Origin of the sequence: Catalinimonas alkaloidigena (genome assembly GCF_900100765.1) — a bacterium.
Classification (GTDB): domain Bacteria; phylum Bacteroidota; class Bacteroidia; order Cytophagales; family Flexibacteraceae; genus Mooreia; species Mooreia alkaloidigena.
On record NZ_FNFO01000014.1, the window covers coordinates 1 to 17,182 of the forward strand.

Annotated in this window: 13 protein-coding genes; 3 read left to right on the forward strand and 10 right to left on the reverse strand. The window is 56.9% G+C overall.

The genetic code is table 11. From position 1 onward, the window contains the following. Positions 1-622 precede the first annotated feature (622 nt). Positions 623-2,359: a T9SS type A sorting domain-containing protein gene (locus tag BLR44_RS25625; protein ID WP_089687757.1), complete on the forward strand. Its 1,737-nt coding sequence runs from the start codon at positions 623-625 to the stop codon at positions 2,357-2,359. Between the two features lie 320 nt (positions 2,360-2,679). Here BLR44_RS25625 and BLR44_RS25630 read toward each other — a convergent pair whose 3' ends face one another. Further along, complete coding sequence (locus BLR44_RS25630) at positions 2,680-3,954, reverse strand: hypothetical protein (protein WP_089687759.1); 1,275 nt, start codon at positions 3,952-3,954, stop codon at positions 2,680-2,682. A gap of 528 nt (positions 3,955-4,482) precedes the next feature. Here BLR44_RS25630 and BLR44_RS25635 point away from each other — a divergent pair. Both BLR44_RS25635 and BLR44_RS25640 read left to right on the forward strand, forming a co-directional pair. Then, positions 4,483-5,559, forward strand: coding sequence for a phosphatidylinositol-specific phospholipase C1-like protein (locus BLR44_RS25635; protein WP_089687762.1), 1,077 nt, complete (start codon positions 4,483-4,485; stop codon positions 5,557-5,559). A gap of 73 nt (positions 5,560-5,632) precedes the next feature. Then, complete coding sequence (locus BLR44_RS25640) at positions 5,633-6,883, forward strand: CehA/McbA family metallohydrolase (RefSeq protein WP_218127190.1); 1,251 nt, start codon at positions 5,633-5,635, stop codon at positions 6,881-6,883. Positions 6,884-7,204: 321 nt separating this feature from the next. Here BLR44_RS25640 and BLR44_RS25645 read toward each other — a convergent pair whose 3' ends face one another. The 9 genes from BLR44_RS25645 to BLR44_RS25685 all read right to left on the reverse strand — a co-directional run bounded on the left by BLR44_RS25645 (position 7,205) and on the right by BLR44_RS25685 (position 17,167). After that, complete coding sequence (locus BLR44_RS25645) at positions 7,205-8,935, reverse strand: RagB/SusD family nutrient uptake outer membrane protein (protein ID WP_245706174.1); 1,731 nt, start codon at positions 8,933-8,935, stop codon at positions 7,205-7,207. 61 nt (positions 8,936-8,996) lie between these two features. Continuing rightward, positions 8,997-12,089: a SusC/RagA family TonB-linked outer membrane protein gene (locus BLR44_RS25650; protein ID WP_089687768.1), complete on the reverse strand. Its 3,093-nt coding sequence runs from the start codon at positions 12,087-12,089 to the stop codon at positions 8,997-8,999. 585 nt (positions 12,090-12,674) lie between these two features. Next, positions 12,675-13,595, reverse strand: coding sequence for a DUF808 domain-containing protein (locus BLR44_RS25655; RefSeq protein WP_089687772.1), 921 nt, complete (start codon positions 13,593-13,595; stop codon positions 12,675-12,677). Positions 13,596-13,773: 178 nt separating this feature from the next. Beyond that, a complete protein-coding gene (locus BLR44_RS25660; RefSeq protein ID WP_089687777.1) occupies positions 13,774-14,190 on the reverse strand; it encodes a BLUF domain-containing protein in 417 nt (138 codons plus the stop codon). Between the two features lie 329 nt (positions 14,191-14,519). Then, complete coding sequence (locus BLR44_RS25665) at positions 14,520-15,149, reverse strand: alpha/beta hydrolase (protein ID WP_089687779.1); 630 nt, start codon at positions 15,147-15,149, stop codon at positions 14,520-14,522. Positions 15,150-15,207: 58 nt separating this feature from the next. After that, a complete protein-coding gene (locus BLR44_RS25670) occupies positions 15,208-15,684 on the reverse strand; it encodes a hypothetical protein (protein ID WP_089687782.1) in 477 nt (158 codons plus the stop codon). Between the two features lie 2 nt (positions 15,685-15,686). Further along, positions 15,687-16,160 (reverse strand): Dps family protein, encoded by a 474-nt coding sequence (locus tag BLR44_RS25675; RefSeq protein ID WP_089687785.1) that lies wholly within the window; start codon positions 16,158-16,160, stop codon positions 15,687-15,689. Positions 16,161-16,199: 39 nt separating this feature from the next. Continuing rightward, on the reverse strand, positions 16,200-16,499 hold the full coding sequence (locus BLR44_RS25680; protein ID WP_089687788.1) for a GNAT family N-acetyltransferase: 300 nt from the start codon (positions 16,497-16,499) through the stop codon (positions 16,200-16,202). Positions 16,500-16,609: 110 nt separating this feature from the next. Then, entirely contained in the window at positions 16,610-17,167 is a 558-nt protein-coding gene (locus BLR44_RS25685) for a hypothetical protein (RefSeq protein ID WP_218127191.1), read from the reverse strand. Positions 17,168-17,182 lie beyond the last annotated feature (15 nt).

A 17,182-nucleotide genomic window follows, 5' to 3' on the forward strand; every position in this document is an offset into this window, starting at 1 on the left:
TTTATTTAGACTTAATCTAAATTGATGCAAAACTAGAGGTTCCCCCACGAGACGGATAACGCAAATGGGAATTTTACTGACGCGAACGGGAAGATCCTCCAAGCGTCTTCCCGCTCGGCGGCTGCGGCAACCGATGTCGTCCCCCGACTACCTGAGGCGATTCCCTCTTCGGCCTGCGTTAGCTGAAAGAACCATTCTCTTTGAAGGACTGCCGCACAGCATACGTACAACGCTCCCTGATGGAACGCCAGAGGAGGCATACCATGCTGATGCTCGGATGTCGTAACCCAGGGGTGGATATGAAAGCTACGGGGTGGGCCATACAGGTCAGCAGGCATGTGAGTAATAAAGAAGACTCTTCACAAGGCTCCGAGTCCTACCCAGCGTTGAGACACGTGGTGAAGATTTTCGAACCAGAGCGGGGTATTTCGCCGGATTACGCGTCCACTGTTCAGTAGCGAAAGGTCCCGGTGTGCGCATGCCAGGGCCTACGCAATAGACCTTTGGAAGAGCGGTGTTGATCCCGACCACATCGCCGGGATGCTGCATCTTTTACCACACGGGAGCCCGAAAGCGCTTCCACCTCCCCTCACAACCTGTTCACGCTTTTGGCAAACGATCTATGAAACCCCTTCTACTCTATTTTCTGACGGTATGCAGCCTGTTGTCTTGCGAACTAGCCGCCCAAACCCCCACGCCCGCGTTTCCGACGGCCGAAGGCTTCGGGAAGTGGGCCACAGGGGGGCGGGGCGGTCAGGTGGTGGAGGTGACGCGCTTGGATGACGACGAGCTTGGCAACCTGGAAGGAAGCCTTCGCTGGGCTTTAAAACAACACTCCGGTCAGCCCCTCACCATTGTTTTTCGCACTTCCGGCACCATCGACCTGAACGGTCACGATCTGCGCAGCAAGCGTAGCAACCTTACGATCGCGGGCCAGACCGCCCCGGGAGATGGCATCTGCATCAAAGGGGGAAACGTGAACCTGGGAGGAAGCTACAACGTGATTGTGCGGTTTCTGCGCATGCGGGTAGGCTTACGAAACGGTACAGATTTTATTCCGGGTGCCAGCCTGAGTCTGGAAAACGGTGGCAATTTCATCATCGACCACTGCTCCTTTTCCTGGTCGGCCGAAGAGAACACCGGCTTTTACGACAATACCCATTCGACCGTCCAGTGGTGTATCGCCTCAGAAGGGCTCTACAATGCCGGACACGGAAAGGGCGCCCGGAGCTATGGCTCAGTCTGGGGAGGACGCAAAGCGACGTACCACCATAACCTACTGGCCCATAACGTGTCCAGAAGCCCCCGCTTCGGCACCTCTACCAAGAACGACCGGCACATGCTGGTTGATTACGTGAACAACGTCAACTACAATTACGGTCGGCAAAATGCCTGTTACGGAGGTGAGAACGAGCTGGGCGCCGCCGGGTCGGTCCACATCAACCTGGTGAACAACTACTACAAACCGGGGCCGGCCTATCCGGGGGAAAGACGCAGCAACCTGGTACGGGCTTCTTATGAAGTGGGTGCACAGCACCATTATTTCTCACATTGGCACCTGAGTGGCAACTACATTGAAGGCGAGGCCAATGCTTCCATCAACGAGGACAACTACCTGGGCCTTGAGATTGAGGAATACGTGGAGCACCTGCCCTCGACGACCATCGATAGCCTGAAAGTGGATCACATTGCAGTAGAGGAGCCCGTCAGTACCCAAACGGCTCACGAAGCCTATGCGCAGGTGCTGGAACAGGTCGGTGCCTTTCCGCGGGACAGTGTTGACCGACGCCTCATCGAGGAAGTACGCACGGGCACGGCCGTTGCGTCGAGTAGTTTCAACGCCTATCGGGTAACGGGCATCATCGACAAACCTTCCGATGCAGGAGGCTATCCTGTGCTGCATACCTACCACGTCGTCAACGACACGGACCATGATGGCATCGCCGACTACTGGGAACGCGCCAACGGGCTGGATGCCACCGATGCAGAAGACCGAAACAGACGCAGCACCGAAGGGTATACGTACCTGGAAGTCTACCTCAACGGCCTGGCCGGCGAATACCTGGACGGGTTTGTGTACCCCCTGATCGACACGGTGGTGACCAACAGTCCTACTCCTTTTCATGATCCTGCCCTCCACATCAGTGCTTATTTAGACCAGTCCGGCCATCGGATGGTGGTAAAATCTCAGGCGCGTGTCCAGACCATCACGCTTTTTGATGAGTTGGGAAGACGGGTAAAGCACGTCACCGCGCCGGCCCTGACCAGCGTCAACCTGATGGATGTGCCGAGCGGGTGGTACGTCGTCCAGTTTGAAACCGATACTCACAGCATACAGCGAATGCGCCTGGTTAAATAAAGGCCAGGGTTTCGGAGCGCAACTCCCGTGCGAAGGGTCAGCTGCCTCACTTAGCCCCCTCCCTGCTTTCGCAAGAGGTGCAGGGTCGTGTTCCTGCCGGAAAAGACACAATTGACAAACAGCGATTGTGCGGTGATCCTGTTCTTTTCACCTACAACACACCTACGCGGTGGAGACGTGGCGGCATGTACGTAATCTGCTGTAACGCTTATCGTTAATGCGGCCACGTATATGCTCCCGAGGCATTGCCTCGCCTGTTCCGGCAATGCCTCTCTTTAGTCGGTTAACAGGCACACACAAATCCCGAACGGGGTTTACGCTTACGGAAGGTTACTGACGGAGTAAAGCTCCATCAGCTGGTTCTTTTTCTCGTTATGATGAACATAGTCTAAAAACGCAGGGTAGCCGTCCCGATCCAGGAGGTTTTTACCTACGCACCCCTTGTAAGAAAGACCCGAGAGGGTCAAAGTCGGATAGCGCGTTCCGAACGCCGCAGGTAGCGTTTGCAGCACCAGGTTTTCCGCGTTGTCGCGTGGGTAATGAATCGACCACCGGGTAACATCCTGGTCATTACTCCAGGCACCTACCAACACATCAAACTCCTCAGTAGCGGTGAACTGAAACGTAGCATAGGCAGAGTTCATCACCGAAAAATCTCCTTGAAAAAGCTCAATGGATAACGAGGGAGGAGGCCCACCAAATTTTTCATAGACATAATTTTTATCCGCCAGCGTAGCGGACCAGTAGGTGCGGTAAAGGTCGAATCCCTCCACGTACCCGACTTTAAAGAGAGAAGGGCTTTCCGGCTCTTGAAGCAGGATCTGTGCCAGCACATACCCATCCAATCCCTGGTAACTGGAAAGCGTTTCTTCCTGAAATGCGGTGAGTTCCATGTACATGTGCTGGACTTGGTCGAACGAGAGCTCCACCACCTGGTCTATCGGGGCGAAATCCTGTTCAAAATCCAGCACTGGGTTATTTCCCGTGAAAAGATCATGAGCAAACCATTTGTAGCGGGGGGTGAAAGTACCGTCATGGAGCACCAATAGCATGTCCTGAGGGGCCTGTTCATGCACCCTGACATTGACATCTACCTTTCCTCCACCGCTTCTTCCACCTGTATCTACCAGCCCATGTGCATTGCTCATAGACCAATTGAAGAAATTCCGGCCACTAAATTGTGGGGCATCTTCAATTTTGATGGTGGCTTCTTTACTTGTTAATCCCTCGTAACCAACTCTAGTCGGGTCAGGGATACGCCAGGTTTGGTCAACCGGCACCTGGGTGTAAGTCGTGAGTTGGTATTGATCGAAGGCCTGGTTTGCTGCGACCAGGGTGATGTTCACCCAACCCTCTACTGATTGCGTGGTTGTCAGCGTAGTATCGTTTGTCAATTCGGCTGAAGCCAGCACTTCTCCTTTCTTGTCCGAGACGACGACCCAATGCTCCAGATTATCTCCGGAAAAGTGCTCGGTAGCCGCAATCGTAATCAAAGACGTGGCAACGGGCTCCGGCAACTCGTTCGGGGTGTCATCACCGCAGGAAAGCAGCACAAATCCCGGTACCAGGAAGAGACTTTTTATTTTCAGGCACATAGCAAGGGGTTGATTTATAGAAAAAAGTGAGTCGGTATAAAAGCATCTCCAACGAGCGTGTAAAATAAAGCCGTTACGCTTCCCGTTGTGTACAAATTTCGTCCAGACCCTACCTGGGATCAAACAAATACGACAGGAAGTCAGGCAACCGTGCGTCGCCCTGGGCAACCCGCAATACTCCCGGTTTTCACGTCACTTGCCTTGCTCGTTTCGCGTGATAAAAAAGGCTACGCTCGGGTAAGCCCTCCGGAATCGCTCTCCGCCCTTTAGTCTCTGGATTCATAACCCAACCTTCACATCCGGGAAACACACAAGCGCGTAGCCCGATGCACTTTTACAGGGGGAGCGCCGTACGCCTCGCCTGTTGGCTTTAGCTACTACTCGCCGATCCGAAGCTGCACTTCCTATGGGAAGCGCAGCTTCGGATCGGTTGAGGCTCGCTGATGCCTGAAACTACAGCACCCCCTCAACGACCACCCGCCATTCGCGACCCGACCATTGCAACTATTAAGATCCAGGCTCTTACGTATGACTCTACAAAGCGCTTCTCTGTTTTTACTCGGCTTGCTGCTGCCCATCCTCGGCCGGGCACAGGACGACCAACGCCCGATCAACCAACTCCAGGTAATTGGGTCGCACAACAGTTACAAACAGGCCATCGAACCTGCCTTGTTCAAGGTGCTGGAAGGCTACGACCGGGAAAAGATGCAGGGCCTGGCCTACGAACACATCCCCATTCCGGAGCAACTGGACAGGGGGCTGCGCAACCTGGAAATCGATGTCTACGCCGATACACAGGGGGGGAAATACGCCCACCCGAAAGGGCTGACGATGGCTCCGCCCGACAAGCCGTACGACCCCGAGGGTCTGATGCAACAACCCGGTTTTAAAGTCTTTCATGTGCCGGACATCGACTTCCGAAGCTCCTGCCTCACACTGGACCTGTGCCTGTCGCAGTTGAAACGGTGGTCGGACGCGCACCCGAACCACACCCCCGTGTTCATTACCCTGGAAGCCAAAGGGGGCGGTACGTCGACCGGCAATCCGTGGGGATTGACCGTTCCGGAAGCCTTTACGGAGGCGATGTTCGACGAACTGGACCGCGTCCTTCGGCAGGGGCTCGGGGAAGAGAAACTGATGACGCCCGACGACGTGCGCGGCCGGCACAAGACGCTGGAACAAGCAGTGTTGAAAGACGGTTGGCCCACCTTGCAATCGGCCCGAGGCAAATTCCTGTTCGTACTGGACGATACGGGCGAAAAACGAGCGATGTACATAAAAAATCATCCTTCGCTCAAGGGCAGAGTCTTGTTCGTGAATGCCGAGCCGGGCACGCCGGAAGCGGCAATCCTGATTCGGAATAATCCGCAGGACGCCACCCTACCCGATCTGGTCAGGCGCGGATACATCATCCGCACGCGGGCCGATGCCGACACCCGACAGGCACGTACCAACGATTACTCCCACTTTCGGGCCGCCGCCGACTCGGGCGCGCAGATCATCACCACCGATTATTACCAGGAAAGCTCGTTTTTCGATTCGCCCTACCGGGTCGCCTTTGAGGGCGGCGTTTACGTACGGCCCAATCCACTTTTTCCTCAATAAAACGGCTTCTTTTGATTTCCGCCCCGACGCTGTTAGATCACGCTTTCGAAAGCATTCCTTCTTCTCCGTACACATGAAGTTCCTTTTTAGCCTTCCAGGCACCCCTGCCCTACGTCGTTGCACGTCCCCCCTACCCCTACTGCTCGTCTACCTCAGTTGCCTGATGCCGGCCGCCTTCCACAGTGCCCAGGGGCAGTCCGCCGCTGAAAATCCCTGGGCCGTACGCAAGTTAGCCCCCCTCCCCGCGCCGGCCAGTCTGACCGACGGCGTTTGGCTGAAAGGCGACCTGCACGTGCATTCCCGTCACAGCAAAGAATCGACCAACCACTCCATGGCCAAGATCCTGGCGAACGCCACCGCGATGGGCATGGGCTTTCTCTGCATCACCGACCACGACAATCATGTGCAGGGGGATGTGGCCCATCACACCTGGGCCGATCCCGCGTTCCGCTCCGACTCGTTGGTTTTGCTGTACGGGGCGGAATGGACCACTACCCGGGGCCACGGCAATACCTTTTCGGCGCGGCCTTACGACCACCAGCGCTTCTATAACGTGCGCGATCAGCGCGATTCCGTCGTGGGGCGGGTCAAAAACGAACTGGGCATCCATCTATCGGCCAATCATCCCAGTGGGAAAGACCACTTCGGGTACTCGTACGACTTGGTCAACTCCATCGAGGTGTGGAATTCGGCCTTGTGGGAAAAGAACCCAAATGCCCTCATGATCTGGGACGACATGCTTTCTTCCGGGCGGAAACTGACCGGGCGAGGCGGCAGCGACGCCCACCACGGGCTTCCTGAGACCCCGGAACAGGCCACCAAAGGCAGCGTCGAAGCAAAATACAATTACATCGGCACGCCCACGACCTGGGTGTTTGCCAAGGAGAAAACACCAGAAGCGGTGGTAGAAGCCCTGACGTTGGGGCGGGTGTCCATCAGCGTCAATCCCTACTCGCCGCGGGTCGAATTCTATGCGGACCTGAACGGCGACAACCAATCGGACCTGATGATGGGCGACAACGCAAATGCCCCCACGAAGCCGGTGCGTTTCAGCATCCAACTAAAAGGCCAAACACTTGCGGACTCTACCTACACGATCCGCGTGATCAAAGATGGCCGCACGTTTCAAACGCTGCAAGCCTCCGGTTCCTCTCCTGAAGTCACGTTTTCGGATACGCCGGAGGCCGTGGGGCGCACGTACTACCGCGTGGCAGTGGAAGGCCCCGCCACGCCCTTTCCATTCGCGCCGGAATCCATGGGCATCAGTGGGCACATGGTGGCCTTGTCCAACCCGATCTATTTCAACTTCGATCCGGAGTTTTAAGTATCGAACACCCGCCCACCATCCAGACCCGATCGTAACGCTTCTTGGGCATCTTTGTCAGGTTAGGTGATACGCCGCGCGGCGATAGCATTCCCTATGTACTGCTACTGCTACCTTGTCTTCGCGTGTCAGTTGCCTCAACACGCTGCTATCACAGAATTAGGAGCGCTGAACACACCGTAGTAACGAATTTAAATCCGTCGCTACGGTGTGTTTAGCGCTCCTGAGTGTCCGCCATTTCTAGCACAACAAAAAAGGTCGAAAGCCATACCGTGCCTTCGACCTTTTTTTGAGACGTTTTGAGTAATCCGTCGTACTTGCTTAGTAGCCCTGGTTCTGCACTAAAAACCCTGGTTCACTGGAAGCCCCGTCGATGGCCTTTTGAGGAATCGGGAACAACCGTTTGTGGACATCGCTGTCGGTCTTGCCCGTCCAGTTGCCTTCGTATTTGCCAAACCGGATCTGGTAGGTTCTGCGGTGGCCTTCCCAGTACAGTTCGAAGCCTGTTTCGCGGAACAGCGTCTCCAGGTCGATGGAAGAGAGGGCCGCCGGCGTCTGATCAGGGCGCGCGTTCCGGGAAGTGCGCAGGGTGTTTACATCTTCCAACGCGCCCGCAGGGTCGCCATTGCGCAGCCTGGCTTCGGCACGCATCAGGTAGATCTCGCCCAGGCGCATCAGCACCAGATCGACACTGCTGTAGGAGCAGCAGTTGGGGGCGGTGTGGCTAAACTGGTATTTCGAAAACCGGTGCCCGGTGTTGTGCAGGCTTCCCTGTTCCGTAAAATCGACGTTGAGCGTGTGGTCAACGTAGCGGATGTCGGCGCCGCTGGTGCGCTTGTTGATCACCGGGTAGATTCTCACCTTGCCGTCGTCGCAAGTCATGATGTTCCCTCCCGCATCTTTCCGGGGTCCCCAGATTACGCCACGGATCAGGCCTCGGTCGATCTCAAAGTCCTGAGCGTCGATGCAGTAATAATGCTCTTCATCGTTCGCGGGCGTAACGCCCGTCAGGTCTTGCAATTCGTCGGGGATGATCGTGTTCTTCTGGTAAAAACGGGCATCGGCCGTAGCCTGATCCACACTGCCGTAGGCATCAGCCCACGTTTGGATAAAATCGGGTGTAGCGGCGGTAGCATCGGTTCCGCGGGTGCTCGGAAACTCGGGGCGCGGCACCTGATCGCCCGAAATGGACCAATACGCCCAGCGCTGGTGCTCGGTTTCCAGCACGCCTCGCTGGTCCAACGCAAAGATCAGCTCAGGATTATCGTGGTTCCCGTCGTTGAACAACTCAAAGTATTCGGGCGACAGGGAATGCGCACCACCAATGATACTGCTCGTGTACTGGATCACCTTGTCCATGTCTTCCTTCTGAAAACTGGGGGTACCGTACGGATCGCGATAGACGGCCGCGTTCAGGTACAGACGCGCCAACAGTCCCCGCACGGCATCCTGGTTGAACCGACCCGGCCCCTGATCGTTGCGGATCACATCCACCACCGACAAAAGGTTGGCCTCAATGTAGTCGATCGCGGCCTGGCCCCGCAACAGTTCGGACACCTGGTCCGAGCTCTCTTTTTTGAACACCAGGCCCCAGTTGTCGAGCGCCAGCATGTTGAGGTAGGCGTCGGCCACGATCATTTCATACAGCGCATCCCGGGCTTCTTGGTTGCCCCCTTCCGCTTCGGCGGTTAACCGTTCCTTCGCCAGGACCGCTCTGGATAGGGTTAGCGTGATGTAGGTCCAGGCATCGCCCACCAGCGAGTTGCTGGGGGTCATCAGGTGCTGGTGTACCGCAATGAACTTGCCGCCGTCGTACCAGTCGGTACCACCCCGGTAGGGCAGGATGGCCTCGTCGGACGCCACTTCCTGAAGTCCGAAATTTACCGTATGCAGCCATACCTGACGGAGCATCCCGTACACGGGCGCAATCGATCCACTGACGACTTCGGCTTGACCGGTGCCGGTCAGCGACTCGTCCAGAATGTCTTCCTCCAGGGAAGTGCAACCTAAAAAGATGAGGATAAATAGAGTGAACGGAAGTGCTCTATTCAATTTTATAAATTTCATGGTATTTCTTTTTTGAGGAGATACAAAGAGAACGTTCGTGGTCTGATTAGAAAGTGACATTTAGCCCGATCAGGAAGGTTCTTGCTTTGGGATAGGTGAAGTAGTCGATCCCGAAGGTCTGGATGCCGCCTAACGTCGATCCGGTGTTGATTTCGGGGTCGAAGCCGGAGTAATCGGTGATGACGAAGAGGTTCTGACCGGTGAGTGACAGACGGATGCTCTGGAGCACGTTGGACAGGCCGATCCGGTCCGGCGCAAGGTTGTAGCTCAGTGTGGCGTTGTTGAGGCGCATAAACGAGCCACTCTCCAGGTAGCGGGTCGAAACGGTATTGGCGTTGGAGATGGCCTCGTTAGGATACTGGACCGCAAAATCCGTTGTGTTGTTGGATTTGGTCAACTGCGCCTTGGTGAACAGGCTCATGGCCGTGTGGTTGTAGACCTTGTTGCCGGCCACGCCGTTGAAGTTGAGCGCCAGGTCAAACCCTTTGTAAGCAACGTTCAGGTGATACGCGTAAAGCACCTTGGGAATGGCGCTACCCACCACACGGCGGTCGTTGTCGAGCGTAGCCCCGTCGCCGTTGGCGTCTCTGAACACGTTCAGGCCGTCTTCACCAATGCCCTCAAACTGAAACATGTAGAAAGCACCGATGGGCTCATTGTTGATGTACCCGTTGATGGTCGCGCCGGTTTGTCCCGACCCCTGGGCCGCGCCGGTGGTCAGCACCGTGTAGGGCGAATCTTTGACCTGATTCTGGATGTAAGTCAGGTTCCCCCCGAGCGAATAGGTGAAGTTGTCGCCTGCCGTACCGTAGTAGTCCAGCGTCAGCTCAAGCCCGTTGTTCTGGATCTTCATGTCCCGGATGTTGGTCCAGTAGGCATCCGTAAACTGCACCGGGTCGGCCGGCGGCACTTCCAGCAGAATATTCGAAGATTCCTTGTTGAAGTAATCCAGGCTACCGCTCAACCGGCTCTGGAAGAACGCAAAATCGATGCCCGCGTCGAGTTGGGTAGAGACCTCCCATTGCAAATTCGGGTTGGCCAAACGGGTGTACACAATGCCGTACGGGTAGCCGCCAATGGCATCGGCGTTGGGGTCCAGCGGATAGGTGTTGTAGCTCGCGCCACCCGTAATCAAACGGTCCTCGGCATAGCTCGCCTTGGTGATTTTAGAGGGAATTTCCTGGTTCCCGGTCTGGCCCCAGCTGGCACGCACCTTCAGGTTGTTGAACACCGATTTGTTGACGAAGTCTTCGTTGCTGAGGTTCCACCCGAGCGCCACCGAAGGGAAGTAGCCGTATTTGTTGTTCGCTCCGAATTTGGAAGAACCGTCGGCCCGCAGGGTGGCGGTAAACAGGTACCGGTTGGCGTAGGAGTAGTTGACTCGGCCAAAGAAGGACTGCAACTCGTTTTTCACGGCCGCCGCAGTCACGGTTGTGGGATACACCGTGGTACTGTTTTGGTCCTGGTACTTGGGCTCGATGTTGTTATTGGCAAAGCCGCGGTACGAAAACTCCCGGTTTTCGTCCAGGAAGGTCTGGTACGAATGCCCGGCCAAAAGCGTCAGGTTGTGTACCTCCTGTTGCCAGGTGTAGGTCAAAGTGTTTTCCACCAACTGGTTTGTGTTGGTGCTGAGCAACGAGACGAGCGACCCATCCGCAATGTTAGATTCACTGATCACAGACGGGTAAGGTTTGTACTGCTGGTCCCGGTTGGTTGCCGAATAGTCCACCCCCATGTTCAGCTTGTACACCAGGCCTTTTACCAATTCCACCGACGGCGAAATGGTGGCCAGGATGCGGTTGTTGAGGGCCTCGTCGCTGTAGATCTGGTACCTCTTCAGGGGATTCAGGGCATTGGTTATCAAGAGCGTCGGCTCACCGTTCGTGTAAGGCGGAACGGTCGGGTTCAGGCTGAGCATGTCGCTGATGGTGGAGCCGATGTTCGGACGTAGATTCTCGGTGTGCGAGGCCGTCAGGTTGTAATCGATCCGCAGCTTTCCGTTGAGGGCCTTTTGGTTGATGTTCAGTTTCCCGGAATAGCGCTTCAGGTTGCTGTTCTTCAGAATCCCGCCCTGGTCCTGATACCCGGCTGAGGCGTAGTAAGAAAATTTATCGGAAGCGCCGCCCACCGAGAAGTTGAGCTCCTGGGACAACCCCGTTTGCGTCAGTTCATCTTGCCAGTCGGTCGTGGCACCAAAGTCGTTCAACGTCCCGCCCTCGGCCTGTACCTGCCGGCGAAACTCGTCGGCACTGAACACATCGATTTTATTGGAGAGAGTCGACCAGGCCGTCGATGCCGAGAAATTCATCTCCGTTCTTCCGGATTTACCCTTCTTCGTGGTAATGACCACCACCCCATTCGAGGCGCGGGAGCCGTACACGGCCGTAGCACTGGCATCTTTCAACACATCGATGCTTTCGATATCGTTGGGGTTCAGAAAGTTGAGCGGGTTGGTTCCCAGTCCCTGCGAGGAGTTGTCGAGCAGAAAGCCGTCGACCACGTACAGCGGCTGGGTACCGGAACGCAAGCTTCCTACCCCACGGATGATGACGTTTTGCGCCGAACCGGGCTCACCGCTGGCACTCGTTACGTTGACGCCTGATACTTTTCCCTGCAAAAGCTGCCCTGGGTTGGTCACAACTCCGCGGTTAAAGTTTTCGCTGTTCACCGAACTGATCGCCCCTGTCACGTCCGATCGTTTCTGCGTACCGTACCCGACCACCACAATCTCGCTCAGCTGTTGTTTGTCGACCTCCAGCGCCACATCCACCACGGCCCGTCCGCCCAGGGCGATCTCGTGCGGCAAGTACCCGACGTACGAAAACACCAGAACCGCTTCAGGATTGCTGACCTCCAGGGTGTAACGGCCTTCGATGTCGGTGATGGTACCGTCGGCCGTGCCCTTGATGACGACGTTTACACCGGGCAACGCTTCGCCGGATTCGTCCGTCACGCGCCCGCTGACCGTGAGCAGGGTCTGGTTCACGCGTGTTTCCACCCGATGGGGTGTGTTGGCATACGCTCCCGCGAGCGGGGGAAGCACCCCGACGCCCAGCCCCAACAGGGACACCAGCAGGGGTCTGCAGACGATCGGCCTTTGCAGGGGTCGTCTTAAAGTAGGAAGAGAAAAGTGTCGCATACAATCGGTAAATAGGATAAGAATAGAATGGATTTGCAGGATTGGACAGCCCATGAGCACCGGTAGGCAGCGTTGCCATGGGACCTTACGTGTGAAGCTTGGGTGGGGTAACTCGCGTAAATAAGGGTGCAAATAGTCCCGTTTTGGGGGAAGATGGGGAAAGCGAAGATTACCCTTGCTTTAAATTATCGTCACAGGAAAGCGCCAAACAACCGCCTCGTGTTACCTATGTATTACCAATACCCACTCAATATAAAAAATAGTATGCGAAAACAAGGGCTCCGGAGAAGGGTCTGATCAGCGTCACGATCATCAGGAAACACCCCCGCAGGCGGCGACGTTTTTCCGGCGGATTTTTGTGGCTTTAGTCGCTCAAAGGGAACTTACGTGGGATAGCAAAGCGCATGCCTCCCACTAAAAAATGGTGTGCGAGCGTGATCCCCATCCGAGGGTAGTGAGGGCACCCGGAGCACCAAGGCTTCCGCCCCCCGTGTGACTCGAACCTTAACACGTCCGGCAACTTTAAAATAAGGGTCTGCGTAGGCGCACGCTTCCGTACCGCCACAAAGGTTCAGGTCAAGTGAGCTATCCCCGTGCAAAGAGTCGCTTCGCCAGGAGCACCAGCTTTTCGACCAGAAAGCCCAGCCCCAGGCCGGCGATGCCACAGGCCAGCGCCTTGGCCAACCAAGCCACCACCGGGAGGGCGGCCAGGGCATGTTCCAGTTCGTGCAGGAGGTGATTGGTAAACGGAATGCCGTGGGCAATGATTTCGCCGCCTACCCACAGCATGGCTGCCGTGCCCACGTATCCCAGGATGCGGAGAAAATGCGGCATCAGTTTGACGATTCCGCGCCCCACTTTGCGCAGCGTCGGCGAGAATTTTTCCTGCGTCAGGTGCAGGCCGATGTCGTCCGCTTTTACCAGCAGGCCCACAAACCCATACACCGCCACGGTGATGAACACTGCCACGGCCAGCATCACGACAATCTGGTTGGTCAGCTGCTGGTCAGTGACCTGGCTGTAAGCAATGGCGATAATTTCCGCCGATAAAATAACGTCGGTGCGGACGGCACTCGTCACCCGTTCCTTTTCCAGCTCTTCCGGCGTCATGACGCGCACGTCTTCGCGCTCCGGATCCACCTCGTGGTGTTTGCTGAGCATCGCGTGCACCTTTTCGTAACCTTCAAAGCACAGGTACGCCCCTCCTACCATCAAGATGGGCGTGATGGCCCAGGGCGCAAAGTAGCCGAGCAACAAGGCCGCCGGGCTGAGGATGAGCAGCTTGTTGAACAGCGATTTTTTAGCGATCCGGTAAATGATCGAAAGCTCGCGGGCCGGATTGAGCCCCACGACGTACTTGGGTGTAACGGCCGTATCGTCGATCACAATGCCCGACACTTTGCCGGTCGTTTTGGCAACCTGGGTGGGCACGTCGTCTAAGCTGGCGGCGCTGGCTTTGACCAACGCCGAAATATCGTCTAACAAGGCAAAAAGACCGGAGGGCATAGGCGCTAGTTCGCTGCGTACAGGGGTTGGTTGTCCACTCAATCCGGCAGACGGCTGTAAAATAGAGGAAATGGCCCATTGATGGCCTCCCCTTTCGCAAAAATTGTGGCGACCCCACCGCCTGACGGGCCTCCGGCAGCCCGTACCCGGTCAACAGCGGAGAACGGAAGGTTGCCCCCTAAAAGAATTTCTTCAACAGGCCCAGTACCTGTTGTCCGTTGGCTTCCTTCCCCATCAGAAGGCGGCTGAAAAGCACCCGGTCTTCCGGGGTGATGTCCGTATGAAAATCCACCTTTCCCTCGCCCAGCTTTTTTGACCCCATGTGCCAGCTGGGGAATGTTTTCTGGCGGATGGGCCCTACCGAAATCATGCGGGGCTGGTGATGGCGGGCATCGTGCTGGATCTTTTCGTATAACCCCATGAGCACCTTGTAGTCGCCTTCTACCAACTGAATGAACTGGGTGTCGGAATAGAGCAACACACCCGTGATGCCGAGGGCCGGATTGTTCTTTTGGCAGGCGGCCAGAATCCGATCTATTTCGGCAGACGTGCACGCCTTCTGGCGTTGACTGACGTAAACGAGTTGAGAAAGCATGATTGACTTATTTGGTTAAAAAATTTACTTTCTCTAACTCATATGATATTTTCTAGTTACGATGGGGCCGTTTTGGGTTCCTTGTTGGAGGTTAGTTTTCTAACAGAGTTACCACATGATTTGATTTCCGGTTCGTTTTTTCCTCCGTTATGCCTAGACGTTCTCTCCCCCTTCAGGAGAAGACACCCCTGAAGATCACCAACTTGCTACAGGAGGTAAGGCCAACCCACAGGATTTTCTTACCTACGTAAGGGAGTAGGGTCTTCGCGCAAGAAGCCGGACTGCGGCGGATGCCGCAAAAAGCAAGTGGTATAGCACGCTTCTGGTTGCTAGAAAGTCCCGTCCAGGATGCCCTGGGCGAACACCAACTCTTCCGGGTGGATGGTGTGGCCCATCCCCGGGTAAACCTTTTTCCGGACGTGTGCGCCCATCTCCGTCAGGACCATCTCGGTTTCGTCGACGCGGATGCGGGGCACGTGCGGGTCGGGATCGCTGGTCCCCAAAAATACAGGCGTTCCGGCAAAGTCGCCCCGGTAGCGCGACCGGTCGACCGTTTCGCCCAGCAAGCCCCCCGTCAAGCCCACGATGCCGCCGAAGCGCCGCGCATGTCGGGCACAAAATTCCAGCATCAGGCAGGCTCCCTGGGAGAAGCCCAGCCAGTAGAGGCGCTCGTCCGGAAAGCCCAGGCCTTCGAGGTTATCGCGCAACTCTTCCAGCATGCTCAGGCTGTTGGACAGATACGGCTCGTTCTTCGCAAGGGGTGCCAGAAAGCTGTTCGGGTACCAGGTGTGTCCGATGGCCTGCGGAGCCAGATAGGCCAGTTGATCCGTCGCCAGTCGCTCCCCGAGCGGCAGCATTCCGTCGGCGGTAGCGCCCCGGCCGTGGACCAGGATGAGCACGCGGTCGGCTTTGTCCAGGGGCACGCCCCCCCGGGCCACCCGTTCGTTATGAATGATCATGGGAAAAACGTTCGAGGTAAACAGGTCCGTATGCCGTTAAAGGTAGCGATTTTCTCACCTACATCAGATCCAGGATTACGTACTCGACCGCCCCCAGGTGGAACTCGGCCCCCTTCCGCAGGCCCTCCATTTTCTGAAACAGCGGCGATCCGGTCGAAATGCCGTACACCCGAACGCCCGCCACCTTCCGCTTCGGCACCGCCACCGCCACCAGAAAGTAGGCATAGTTCGTCCTGACCAGGCTGCCGTACCGGACCTGTTCGTGGACGTGCTCCGGGTGCAGGGCGCGTAACGCCCGTAGGTCTTCGGCCCGTTGGTCCAGGTCCGGCGTGTAGGTTGCCACGTCGTGTAATAGCCCTTCCAGAGGCGATTCTTCCAGTTGCGCGTTGTCCTGGTTTTCGCCCGCAATGGCGTCCCGCTGCTGGTGCTGCCAGGTATGCAGGCGGGTCAGCTCGGCTTCTTGCTGCTGAATCATCGCCTCGATGATCTCGCGTTTCAGGGCCAGCGTCAGGGCGGTCGTAGGGAACGGTTCCATCGTCACGAAAGCGAAGCGCGAAGCATCCAGGCCATCTTCTCGTGTTGCCGCAGCAGGCCCGTGACCAGATCGCTCGTGCCCGCATCCTTCCACTCGTCGGCAAAGCGGTCGGCCAGGGTGCGGAGTTCTTTGATCACCGTTTCGTGGTCGTCGATCAGCTGCCGGAGTTGCGTCGGAGCATCGTTGGTGTACGTCGGTTCCAGCAGGTTCGTCAGCTTCAGGAAGTCGGCCAGCCGGGCTTCGGCGTAGTGCCCCAGGGCACGGATGCGTTCCGCCACCTCGTCGACGCCGGCGGCCAGCGTCTGGTACTGAGTTTCGTACAGCGTATGCAAGGCGATGAACTGCGGCCCGGCCACGTTCCAGTGGTAGTTCCGGGTTTTGGTCAGCAGCACGTACTCGTCGGCCAGCAGCGTATTCAGGGCCAGCGCGACGTTTTGTTTGTGGTCTTCGGTAATGCCTAAGTGTGCGGTTTCCATGGGTATAAACGGATTAGGGCGTTGAACGAGGAAGAGCGTTTACGGACGAGGTGCTGTCAGGCGTAGCTTGCCGACCGGCAGGTCATGGTATTCAGGATGGCGCTGCAGGTAGGCCCGCACAAACGGGCACAGCACCACGATGGACGTGCCGGTCTGGCGGGCGTAGTCCAAGCCGGCGCGGGCCAGTTGGGAGGCAAGGCCCCGCCCGGCGATGGCCTCGGGCACCCAGGTGTGCAGAAAATAGAGTTGCTGGCCCTGAATGCGGTACTGAAGCTCGGCGCGTTCGCCGTCCAGGCGGATCTCAAAGCGCTGTTCGGTCGGATTGTGAGTTACCTCCATCGTAAAAAGGGGTGAAGCGTTGAACAAAGCTAACGCCCGCCACCAGGCAGGACAATTGTCAAACTACGGTTCGTCATGTACATATCATCGCCCACGGCGGTGCCCGCACGCTAGACCCGGAACATGGGCAGCGGATGGAGCGGATGCCGACGGAGGCGCTTTCCCGTTTCGCGGACAAGGAACACGTGGAATCCCAGGTTGGGCCACTGGCGGCGCACATGCCGGAGTTGCTGCCGGTCCACACCGAAACGGACCCACCCGAACGTAACGTCCATCCAGTCGGCGCGCCGGAAGGTTTCGACGAGGGGCGCATGCTGGCCGCGGTACGGGATAAGCTTGTGGTGCCAGTAAATCATCAGGGTGATTTCTTCCGTCCAGTCGGCGTGTCCGTGTTCGGTCAGGTAGCGGCGCGCCTGTTGCACCGACGGGGCCAGGTAATCGAACGTGTGGTCGGTCCAGATGCCCAGGTCGTGAAACACGGCGGCGACGGCATACTTCGCCGCGTGGCTTTCTTCCCGGTCCAGCAGAAGGCAATGGGAAAACACCCGGTGCACATGGTTGCGGTAGCGTGCAAAGTCCTGGCCCAGCATCGGCCGAAAGCGTTGCAGCAGCGTGTCGGGGAGCGCATGGACGGGGTGCATCAGGTTCGGAGAGTTAAGGGGAAACACGAAAAGCCGCCGACT

Excerpts from the sequence above, each read along its gene's own strand:
- BLR44_RS25625 (WP_089687757.1), top strand. The coding sequence starts at position 623 with ATGAAACCCCTTCTACTCTATTTTCTGACGGTATGCAGCCTGTTGTCT.
- BLR44_RS25660 (WP_089687777.1), bottom strand. The coding sequence starts at position 14,190 with ATGCTTTCTCAACTCGTTTACGTCAGTCAACGCCAGAAGGCGTGCACG.
- BLR44_RS25655 (WP_089687772.1), bottom strand. The coding sequence starts at position 13,595 with ATGCCCTCCGGTCTTTTTGCCTTGTTAGACGATATTTCGGCGTTGGTC.
- BLR44_RS25675 (WP_089687785.1), bottom strand. The coding sequence starts at position 16,160 with ATGGAAACCGCACACTTAGGCATTACCGAAGACCACAAACAAAACGTC.
- BLR44_RS25630 (WP_089687759.1), bottom strand. The coding sequence starts at position 3,954 with ATGTGCCTGAAAATAAAAAGTCTCTTCCTGGTACCGGGATTTGTGCTG.
- BLR44_RS25670 (WP_089687782.1), bottom strand. The coding sequence starts at position 15,684 with ATGGAACCGTTCCCTACGACCGCCCTGACGCTGGCCCTGAAACGCGAG.
- BLR44_RS25665 (WP_089687779.1), bottom strand. The coding sequence starts at position 15,149 with ATGATCATTCATAACGAACGGGTGGCCCGGGGGGGCGTGCCCCTGGAC.
- BLR44_RS25640 (WP_218127190.1), top strand. The coding sequence starts at position 5,633 with ATGAAGTTCCTTTTTAGCCTTCCAGGCACCCCTGCCCTACGTCGTTGC.
- BLR44_RS25680 (WP_089687788.1), bottom strand. The coding sequence starts at position 16,499 with ATGGAGGTAACTCACAATCCGACCGAACAGCGCTTTGAGATCCGCCTG.
- BLR44_RS25650 (WP_089687768.1), bottom strand. The coding sequence starts at position 12,089 with ATGCGACACTTTTCTCTTCCTACTTTAAGACGACCCCTGCAAAGGCCG.
- BLR44_RS25635 (WP_089687762.1), top strand. The coding sequence starts at position 4,483 with ATGACTCTACAAAGCGCTTCTCTGTTTTTACTCGGCTTGCTGCTGCCC.